Genomic DNA, 9,385 nt, shown 5'->3' with positions numbered 1-9,385 from the left:
GCAATTACTATGGCGGTTAATGCTATTACTGATGAAAATGCTCTCAATTGGTTTAATCATTGTGGATTGTTTTTTGACCCTATTTAGATAGCTATTTTTGTACTGGACTTGATCGCAAACTGCTGTAAAATGATTTTTAGGGATGATACGTATGTCACATTCGTGACTATGTTGCCAAGACTCGCATAAATGCAACTGTGACATAAATACTTACAAGTGTCAACTCTGGATTTCGGATAAATGGTTAAAATGGTTAAAAAGCTTTTAGAATCCAGAATCCAGGGAATAAATTCCCTGTCTGATAGCTAAAGTCGGTTAAAACCGACTGTTTTTTCTTTATATTCAACACGGCTTAATCATTTGATTCTATGGGTAGGGGTAAAGCAGTGATCATAGATGTCAACTTAACGTAAAACCTCTATCCAACAAGGAACTCAAGTTCCTTGCTAATAGGAAAAGTTATCTTTTGATGACTAAATATTAGGAGTATTTACTAGTCCGTTAAAACGGACTTGAGCTATGAGACAGGGAATTAATTCCCTGGCGGGTGTGGAAGCCAACAGATAATGGACAATTCTGGATTTTTATTGCATTCTATCAATTGTCCGATATTGAATTGCTTCGGCTACGTGGTGAGGTTTGAGGTTTTCATCTCCTGCTAAATCGGCGATAGTTCGGGCTACTTTAAGAATGCGATCGCTCGCCCTTGCAGATAAGCCTAATTTCCTAATTGCAGCTTCTAATAAACTCCGACTAGCATCATCTAATTGACACCATTTTTGTAAATGACGACTTTGCATTTGGGCATTACATTGTAAATCTTCTTTTTGAAACCGAATTACAGCTTTTTCCCTAGCTTTTTCTACTCGTTCCGCTACAGATTTCGACGCTTCTCCCGTTGGTTGTTGGGTAATTTCTTCGGGTTTTAAACGATTGACCGCTACTTGCAAATCAATTCTATCCATTAATGGTCCAGATAATTTTGCCCAATATTGTTCCCGTTGTCGAGGTGAACAAGTACATCCTTGAATTGTATCGCCATAATAACCGCAAGGACAGGGATTTGTACTGGCTACTAATGTAAATTGTGCGGGAAAAGTGACAGATTGTTTAGTTCGAGAAATGGTCACAAACCCATCTTCTAACGGTTGACGTAAAAACTCCAAAACATCCCTTTTAAATTCCGTTAATTCATCTAAAAAAAGTACACCTCTGTGGGATAATGAAATTTCGCCAGGACGGGGAAAAGTGCCACCACCAACCAAAGATGGACCAGATGCGGAATGGTGGGGACTCCGAAAAGGTCTTTCTCTAACTAAAGAACCCCGATTTTTCAACAATCCAGCCACAGAATGAATGCGTGTTACTTCCAAAGATTCAGGAAAACTTAAAGGTGGTAAAATCCCCGATAACCGCCTTGCTAACATCGTTTTTCCGCTTCCCGGTGGTCCAACAAAAATTAAATTGTGTCCCCCCGCAGCCGCAATTTCTAAGGCCCTGCGGGCGTGCGCTTGTCCTTTGACATCCTGCAAATCTGCTAAATTCAAAGATGTTGACTGGGAGGTTTCAATTGTTTGATTTAACTGGACAGGTTTATATTTTTTAGGATTATTTAATAAGTCCACGACATCAGCAACATCTTTGCAACCATAAACCGTTAAGCCTTCAACAACAGCAGCTTCTTGGGCGTTATCAATAGGAACAACTAAACCCGTAATCCCCATTTTTTTCGCAGTTGCAGCAATCGGTAAAACACCCGCCACCGGACGCAAACTACCATCTAGAGAAACTTCACCTAAAAATAAAAAATCCCCTAACAAATCGGCGTTAACTTGTTCAGAAGCTGCTAAAATGCCCACACTAATTGGTAAATCAAAAGCGGGTCCTTCTTTCCTCAAATCTGCGGGAGTTAAGTTAATGACAATCTTCCGTATGGGAAAGGCAAAACCGGCATTTTTCAAAGTTGCTTTTACCCGTTCCTTAGATTCTTGAATAGCCGAATCTGGTAAGCCTAAAATCACAATTCCTGGTAAACCACCAGAAACATCAACTTCCACACCCACCTTTACAGCGTCAATCCCGATGATAGATGCACTCCAAACTCTAGCCAGCATTTTTTACATATCAATAAACTTTGAGAATATCAAAGCAGATTTTTGGGTGCATTAACAATGAGTGAAATCACTCAAGAGGATTGTTAATATAATAATAGCAGCCAAAGATGCAGGTGACTCATGGTTCAAGCATTAACAAAACTTAGTTTGTTTTAAGTAGGGGTTGCTGAAAAAGTTGTCTGTGAGGGCAGGCAAGAGGCAAGAGTTTGGGCTATCTGTTATCCCTAAATTTTGTGATTTATTCAACCCAAAATGCACGCTTTTGGGACTAAAAGACGCAAAGGTAAGATTTTTAAAGGTTCAATTTAGGAATTTCATATCTCAATATGGCTTCGCCACGCAGGCTATCAGCAACGCCTGTTTTTGCAGAGTGACAGGATTTTACACGAGTCACAACTGAAACGAAGCCGTTAGTGCTACCGCCAAAGCATCTGCCGCATCATCAGGTCGAGGAATTTCATCTAAATCCAATTCCCGCATCACAGCCTCTTGCACTTCTGACTTATCTGCCTTACCATAATTCGTTAAAGCCTGCTTAACTTGGGGAGGTGCAAATTCCACATAAGGGAGTTTACGCTGTCCTAAAACTAACATCAGTACACCCCTGGCTTGTGCTACAATAATGGTATTTGCCATCCGATAAAAGAATAATTTTTCAATGGCTACTAAATCCGGCTGTAAATCCTCCATGACGGTGTGTAAATCGTCAAATAATGTGCATAGTCGTTGACTCATTTCCATATCGGCACTGGTGCGAATTACGCCAAAATCAACCATCTGTACCCTTGTCTCTTGTTCTTTTGTTTGACTTTGCTGCCAATCAATTGCCCCAAATCCCACAGTTGCTAGTCCCGGATCTATTCCTAAAATTCGTTTTTTCATAAAATTCTTGATAACTGGGGTAATTAGTGATTGGTATTTCCTTCTTCTGACTCCTAACTGGGCGCAGGCCCTGCGCCCCTAATCGGTGATGATGAAGGATTGAATAAATGTGATGGTTTTCCCTTAGTGTGGAAACCAGGTGATGTAAATTTTTTGTTAAATATTGTTTGTACCAACTTTCCCTATTAGGTATGTTTATCGGTTTTCTGAAACAAGCCATTAATTCGCTACAGCTACAGTCCCAAGGTCGCACTTCCTATCGGGTTAACCAATGGTGCAAATGGTTGTCTCCTGGATTAGCTGTGAAACGCTGGTTACTTATCAGTATTGGGGGTGTTTTCTTAGCCAGTTTGGGGTTGGCTATTTGGGTAAAATTAACCCCGATTTTTTGGATTCTGGAATTGCTGAAAGGTCTTTTGGGTTTGCTGGCTGAGATTTTACCCAACTATATCAGTGGTCCGGTACTCCTGGTATCTGGTGTGCTGTTGGTGCTGTGGGGACAATCTCGCACTGTTGGTTCAATTACGGAAGTTCTCAGACCTATTGGTGATGAAGAGGAGTTGATAGATGTCCTTTTGGCACATCGTCGCTTATACCGGGGTCCGAAAATTGTGGTTATTGGTGGTGGAACTGGACTTTCAACTTTACTCAGAGGCTTAAAAACTTATAGTGCTAATATTACTGCTATTGTCACCGTAGCAGATGATGGCGGTTCTTCTGGGAGACTGCGCGAAGAATTTGGCGTTTTACCACCGGGTGATATCCGCAATTGTTTGGCGGCGTTAGCAGATGAAGAAAAATTACTAACGGAATTATTTCAATATCGCTTTCGGGCGGGAGATGGTTTAACAGGTCACAGTTTTGGTAATTTGTTTTTAACTGCCATGACTGATATTACTGGGGATTTGGTCCAAGCGATCGCTGCCAGTTCTAAAGTATTGGCGGTGAGAGGACAAGTTTTACCTGCTACCCTTAGCGATGTCCGTCTCTGGGCAGAATTGACAGATGGTCGCCGCATTGAGGGTGAGTCGAATATTCCGAAAGCTGCGGGGAAAATTGTCAAAATTGGTTGTATTCCTGAAAACCCATCGGCAGTTCCCGCCGCAATTAAAGCCATTAAAGAAGCTGATTACATTATTATTGGTCCGGGTAGTCTTTACACTAGCTTAATTCCTAATTTGTTAGTTCAAGAAATTGCTGATGCGATCGCCGCTACCAGCGTACCTCGTATCTATATCTGCAACATTATGACTCAGCCAGGAGAAACTGATGGATATAGTGTTGCTGAACATATTCAAGCAATAGATGACGCTTGTGGCAACAGAAGGTTATTCGATGCCGTATTAGTTCATAAAAAAACACCCTCAGCCCAAGCACTTATCCGTTATGCCCAACAAAACGCCCATCCAGTTTTTTTAGACCGAGAATCTGTCACCCAATTAGGACGGCGAATAGTTCCTGCTAATATTCTCTTTGAAGATGAAAATGGTGCTGTTCGCCATGACCCGCAGAGATTAGCCAAAGTTTTATTAAAATGGTACAGTGGCGCACACCACGGGAAGTAAAAACTGGGGACGGGGAAATAAATATATTTCCCCATTACCAATTACCAACCTAAAATATTTATGACTTCTTCCATCATTTCTCAAACTGAACCACCCCTTCCTCCTTGGGAAACTTTACCGACAATGTATGATTTACCTAGTGAAAACCCGGAGGAAAAAGGCTTGCCAGACGACTTTCATTTTTTACAACCTTTACTTTTATATTTAACATTTCAACCCATAAACTGGAATCCAGAAATTGTTTATAGTGCGGCTGATCTGAATCTTTATTATGATCTGCAAAATCCTTTATGGTATAAACGCCCAGATTGGTTTGGTGTGGTTGGAGTGCCAAAATTATATAATGGTCAAGATTTGCGTTTAAGTTATGTCAGGTGGCAAGAACCAGCAAACCCTTTTGTAGTTGTAGAATTATTATCTCCTGGTACAGAAGATGAAGATTTAGGTAATAGGGAAAGTAAGATAGGTAAACCTCCCACAAAATGGGAAGTTTATGAACGGATTTTAAGAATTCCTTACTATATTGTTTTTAGTCGCTACACCAACGAAGTCCGCGCATTTCAGTTAGTAGGTGGTCATTATGAACCTATGAATCTGATTGAAGGACGCTTACTAATGCCAGAGTTAGGTTTAAGTTTAGGACTATGGCAAGGGACATTTCGAGATATTCCTAAGTTATGGCTAAGGTGGTTCACACTAACAGGAGAATTAATTCCTGAACCAACAGAAGAAACAATAGAAGCAAAAAGAAAAGTCGAACAACTAACACAAATGTTGCGTGATTTAGGCGTTAATCCCGATGAACTGGATAATGCTTAGACGTTACCAATTACCAATTACCAATTACCAATGAATAAAATTTTCCTTCCTAATATGGAAGCAACACAACAATTAGGTATTACCCTTGGTGAGACTTTAAATGCTGGTAGTGTGATTTTACTAGAAGGCGATTTAGGTGCTGGTAAAACTACCTTAGTCCAAGGGATTGGTAAAGGTTTGGGAATAATTGACTCTATTGTTAGTCCTACTTTTACTTTGATTAATGAGTACCCAGAAGGGCGTATTCCCCTTTATCACTTAGATTTATACCGTCTAGAACCTCAAGAAGTTACAGGCTTGAACCTGGAAAGTTACTGGGAAGGCATAGAAGTAACACCGGGAATTGTCGCCATTGAATGGGCTGAACGAATGCCATATCTACCAGATAGTTATTTAAAGATATGTTTAAAATATGGTGAAAATGGCAGCCGTCAAGCCGAAATTATTACTATAAATTGTGAACTATCAACAACGGACAACTGACAACGGACAACGGACAACTAACAACGGACAACGGACAACGGACAACTAACAACTAACTACGAAAAAGTTAAAGCTTGTCCGCGAACTTGTGTATTTAGCTGACCATGATCATAAACAATTTCACCGCCGACAATTGTTGTTACAGGCCAACCTGTTAAATTCCAACCTTCAAAAGAATTCCAACCACACTTGCTGACAACTTCTTCCCGTTTAACTTCACGGTAATTTTTTAAATCTACCAACACTAAATCCGCATCGTAACCAGGAGTAATTTCTCCCTTGTTAGGAATACCATAAGCTACAGCTACCGCTTTAGACATCCATTGCACAACTTGGGCAACAGTACATTTTCCATCCATAGCAGCGGTTAACATTAAAGGTAAAGAAGTTTCTACACCGGGCATTCCTGAAGGAGTGTTTGGGTAGGTTTGGGCTTTTTCCTCCAGAGTGTGGGGGGCGTGGTCAGTGGCAATGAAATCAATAATACCATCACGTAGGGCTTGCCAGAGAACTTCATTATCATGGGGCGATCGCAAAGGTGGATTCATTTGTGCTAAAGTACCAATAGTTGCATAAGCACTAGTATTCAACAGTAAATGTTGGGGTGTTACCTCTGCTGTCACCCAACTAGGTTTATCCTCACGTAGTAACTCCGCTTCCTCTGCTGTTGACATATGCAGAATATGTAACCGGCGTTGATATTTTTTAGAAAGCTTTAACGCCAATTGCGTTGCCAGCAAAGCAGCTAGATTATCTTGAATTTGGGAATGAATAGCCGGGTCTGTAATCCCCGCAAACTCCTGTTTGCGTTGATTAATTCTCCCTTGGTCTTCGGCATGAACAGCAATTAAACGAGTTCCCTGGGCAAAAATCGCCTCTAGTGCCTCTTCTTGGTTTACCAACAACTGTCCGTGCATTGACCCCATAAATACCTTAATTCCCGGTGTTGGCTGGGCAGAAAGTAAATCTGGTAAATTATCCGCCGTAGCCCCAATAAAAAAGCCATAATTAACTAAGCACTTCTGGGCTGCCCGTTGTAACTTATCATCTAAAGCTGATTGAGTAATGGTTAAAGGTCTTGTATTCGGCATTTCTAGAAAGGAAGTAACTCCCCCCTTAGCGCAAGCACAACTGGCAGTAAATAAGTCTTCCTTATATTCTAGACCCGGTTCACGGAAATGCACCTGGGGGTCAATCACACCAGGCAACAAAGTTAATCCTTGTGCGTCAATGTCACAAGTGGGTGTGGCATTAGTAATTTCTTGCCCTACTTGGGTGATTTGCCTTCCTTCTATCAGCACATCGCCAATCATTGACTCACCATTGGGTAAAATAATTTCAGCGTGGCGAATCAGTAAACTTTGTGGATTTGACATGGATTTAAAATTTTTCGGGATAAAGGAACTATTTATAGATGATAGATAACCTTTTCTAAGGTAAACTTAATTCGCACGAAGAATCGGCGATTTTGGTTTTGTGTTAAAAAATGTTTATAGTCAAGAAAGCTAAAAACCTGAATGTTTGTAGCTGAATAAAAGAAAAACACTAGATTTTTTACTTTATTTACCTACCATCTGCTCCATATCGTTAAGATTAATAATATCAAGTCTCTCCGTCTGAGTTCAATACTAGTCTGATAACATACTTCAACAATTTCATGCAAAATCAAGCGTCTGATAAAAACTCTAGCCAAGAACCCGATAACTCCTGGATAGTAGAGCTAGGTAAAACAATGATACTGAGTATCTTTCTAGCCCTAGGAATTCGTACCTTTGTTGCTGAAGCCCGTTGGATTCCCACTGGCTCTATGGAACCAACTTTACATGGTGTTAAAGACCAATGGAAGGCAGACAAAATTATTGTTGATAAAGTAAAGTATAGATTTGCTAAACCGGAACGGGGAGATATAGTAGTATTTTCGCCGCCCCAAGAAATACAAAATAATCCTGAACGGGAAGCATTTATTAAAAGAGTAATTGGTTTACCCGGTGAAAAAATAGAATTGAGAGAAGGCAAAGTCTATATCAACAGCAAGCCTTTACGGGAAGATGTTTACCTATCCTCTACTGTGAAAACATTCGTGGAAGCTTGCAATAGTAGCGGACTCCAACCGCCTTTTTTAGCTCAACCAGAAGTTATCCCCCAAAATTCCTACCTCATGCTCGGTGATAATCGTCCTAACAGTTATGATGGGCGTTGTTGGGGTGTTGTTCCCCGTAGTAATATTATTGGTCGGGCTGTAGTTCGTTTTTGGCCTCTCGATAGAATGGGTGCAATTGATAAATCTCCTGCCTATTCATCTCCACAACCATGAAACAATGTCATACCTAGCAAGGATTTTGCTATATCCAATCAAGTCACTGGATGGTATGGAAGTAGAGGAGGCAACTATTCTCTCCAGTGGCGCACTTCAGTAGTATCGAAATATGCCAATAAAAAATTAGTAACAAAAAAATCTAAATTTTCCTGATCACAGGCTGCAATTTCCAGTGAAATAAACGCATAATGGAAATGTGACTGATTTATTAGCCCCTTTACAATCCCTAAAACAAGGTAATTGGTTCAAATTAATTTGCGGAGCCAGTTATCAACATCTTCCTGCGGTCAGAAATCTCACGTTAGCCTACACTTTGGCAGGTGCTGACTGTGTGGATGTGGCTGCCGACCCGGCAGTTATTGCCGCTACCCAGGAAGCTTTACTAGTAGCCCAAAGCTTGGTGGATGATGCCCAGCAGCGAGGCTTTGCCTTTACAGGTGATTTACCTTTGTTAATGGTTAGTCTCAATGATGGTGAAGATCCCCATTTTCGGAAAGCTGAGTTTAATAATCAGGACTGTCCTAGCGATTGTTCCAGACCATGTGAAAAAATTTGTCCAGCCCAAGCAATTTTATTTAACAATACCAAAGATGATTTTTCTGGAGTAATTTCTGAAAAATGTTATGGCTGTGGCCGTTGCCTTCCTATCTGTCCCTATGGGATAATTTATACAAAATCTTATGTGTCAACGCCAGGAGCGATAGCTTCGCTTGCCAGGGGCAACGCACCATTGATTATGTCAACAGGAATAGATGCTGTAGAAATTCATACTCAAGTGGGGCGGTTGGCAGAATTCCAACGGTTATGGGATGCAATGACACCCTGGGTAGATCAATTAAAATTGGTAGCCATCAGTTGTAACGATGGAGAAGGGTTAACTGATTACCTACAAGCTATTTACAATTTAATTGTCCCCCGTCCCCAGTTTTTAATTTGGCAAACTGATGGACGTTCAATGAGTGGTGATATTGGTGATGGTACTACCATCGCCACAATCAAATTAGGACAAAAAGTTTTGACAGCAAACCTACCGGGATATGTGCAGTTAGCAGGCGGCACTAATAGCTACACCGTCCCTAAATTGCGGGGAATGGGACTTCTCCAAGAGGCAAGGGAGCAGGGAGCAGGGAGCAAGGGGGGAAATGAAGAAATGGAGCAAGGAACAGGATATAAGCAGGAAAATTCATCTCCCCTGCCCCCTGCCC

9 protein-coding genes and 1 pseudogene are annotated in these 9,385 nt (G+C 41.0%); 6 read left to right on the top strand and 4 right to left on the bottom strand.

Annotated features, from left to right (window positions below; all coding sequences use genetic code 11):
• The 3 genes from IQ226_RS25425 to ruvC all read right to left on the bottom strand — a co-directional run.
• The coding region (locus IQ226_RS25425; protein WP_228039641.1) for a hypothetical protein at positions 1 to 204 on the bottom strand (204 nt) is incomplete at its 3' end.
• 380 nt (positions 205 to 584) lie between these two features.
• Positions 585 to 2,114: a YifB family Mg chelatase-like AAA ATPase gene (locus IQ226_RS23630; protein WP_193899470.1), complete on the bottom strand. Its 1,530-nt coding sequence runs from the start codon at positions 2,112 to 2,114 to the stop codon at positions 585 to 587.
• Positions 2,115 to 2,504: 390 nt separating this feature from the next.
• Positions 2,505 to 2,996, bottom strand: a complete 492-nt coding sequence (gene ruvC / locus IQ226_RS23625) for a crossover junction endodeoxyribonuclease RuvC (protein WP_193899468.1) — start codon at positions 2,994 to 2,996, stop codon at positions 2,505 to 2,507.
• Positions 2,997 to 3,187: 191 nt separating this feature from the next.
• Between ruvC and yvcK the strand changes: the two genes are divergently transcribed.
• Genes yvcK through tsaE form a run of 3 tightly spaced genes read left to right on the top strand, consistent with a single transcriptional unit; the run spans position 3,188 to position 5,863 of the window.
• On the top strand, positions 3,188 to 4,561 hold the full coding sequence (yvcK, locus tag IQ226_RS23620) for a gluconeogenesis factor YvcK family protein (RefSeq protein WP_193899466.1): 1,374 nt from the start codon (positions 3,188 to 3,190) through the stop codon (positions 4,559 to 4,561).
• Positions 4,562 to 4,621: 60 nt separating this feature from the next.
• Positions 4,622 to 5,380, top strand: a complete 759-nt coding sequence (locus tag IQ226_RS23615; RefSeq protein WP_193899464.1) for a Uma2 family endonuclease — start codon at positions 4,622 to 4,624, stop codon at positions 5,378 to 5,380.
• Positions 5,381 to 5,410: 30 nt separating this feature from the next.
• On the top strand, positions 5,411 to 5,863 hold the full coding sequence (gene tsaE / locus IQ226_RS23610) for a tRNA (adenosine(37)-N6)-threonylcarbamoyltransferase complex ATPase subunit type 1 TsaE (RefSeq protein WP_193899460.1): 453 nt from the start codon (positions 5,411 to 5,413) through the stop codon (positions 5,861 to 5,863).
• A gap of 56 nt (positions 5,864 to 5,919) precedes the next feature.
• Here tsaE and IQ226_RS23605 read toward each other — a convergent pair whose 3' ends face one another.
• On the bottom strand, positions 5,920 to 7,239 hold the full coding sequence (locus IQ226_RS23605; protein WP_193899451.1) for a dihydroorotase: 1,320 nt from the start codon (positions 7,237 to 7,239) through the stop codon (positions 5,920 to 5,922).
• A gap of 281 nt (positions 7,240 to 7,520) precedes the next feature.
• On the opposite strand from IQ226_RS23605, the gene lepB reads away from it, so the two are divergent.
• From lepB to ldpA, 3 genes and pseudogenes are all read left to right on the top strand, one after another.
• Positions 7,521 to 8,177, top strand: a complete 657-nt coding sequence (gene lepB / locus IQ226_RS23600; RefSeq protein WP_193899450.1) for a signal peptidase I — start codon at positions 7,521 to 7,523, stop codon at positions 8,175 to 8,177.
• 4 nt (positions 8,178 to 8,181) lie between these two features.
• Positions 8,182 to 8,277 (top strand): annotated as a pseudogene (locus tag IQ226_RS25420) (MOSC domain-containing protein); the annotation flags it as partial.
• Between the two features lie 99 nt (positions 8,278 to 8,376).
• A partial coding sequence (ldpA, locus tag IQ226_RS23595; RefSeq protein WP_370567221.1) for a circadian clock protein LdpA occupies positions 8,377 to 9,385 on the top strand: 1,009 nt, incomplete at its 3' end.

The organism is Dolichospermum sp. LEGE 00240, assembly GCF_015207875.1.
Taxonomy (GTDB): domain Bacteria; phylum Cyanobacteriota; class Cyanobacteriia; order Cyanobacteriales; family Nostocaceae; genus Dolichospermum; species Dolichospermum gracile.
Note: the sequence above shows the minus strand (reverse complement) of the source record. Positions and strands in the feature narration are given on the sequence as shown.

Bases quoted from the DNA above. Each gene is read 5' to 3' on its own strand.
- IQ226_RS23630 (WP_193899470.1), bottom strand. From the start codon at position 2,114: ATGCTGGCTAGAGTTTGGAGTGCATCTATCATCGGGATTGACGCTGTA.
- ruvC (WP_193899468.1), bottom strand. From the start codon at position 2,996: ATGAAAAAACGAATTTTAGGAATAGATCCGGGACTAGCAACTGTGGGA.
- yvcK (WP_193899466.1), top strand. From the start codon at position 3,188: ATGTTTATCGGTTTTCTGAAACAAGCCATTAATTCGCTACAGCTACAG.
- IQ226_RS23615 (WP_193899464.1), top strand. From the start codon at position 4,622: ATGACTTCTTCCATCATTTCTCAAACTGAACCACCCCTTCCTCCTTGG.
- tsaE (WP_193899460.1), top strand. From the start codon at position 5,411: ATGAATAAAATTTTCCTTCCTAATATGGAAGCAACACAACAATTAGGT.
- IQ226_RS23605 (WP_193899451.1), bottom strand. From the start codon at position 7,239: ATGTCAAATCCACAAAGTTTACTGATTCGCCACGCTGAAATTATTTTA.
- lepB (WP_193899450.1), top strand. From the start codon at position 7,521: ATGCAAAATCAAGCGTCTGATAAAAACTCTAGCCAAGAACCCGATAAC.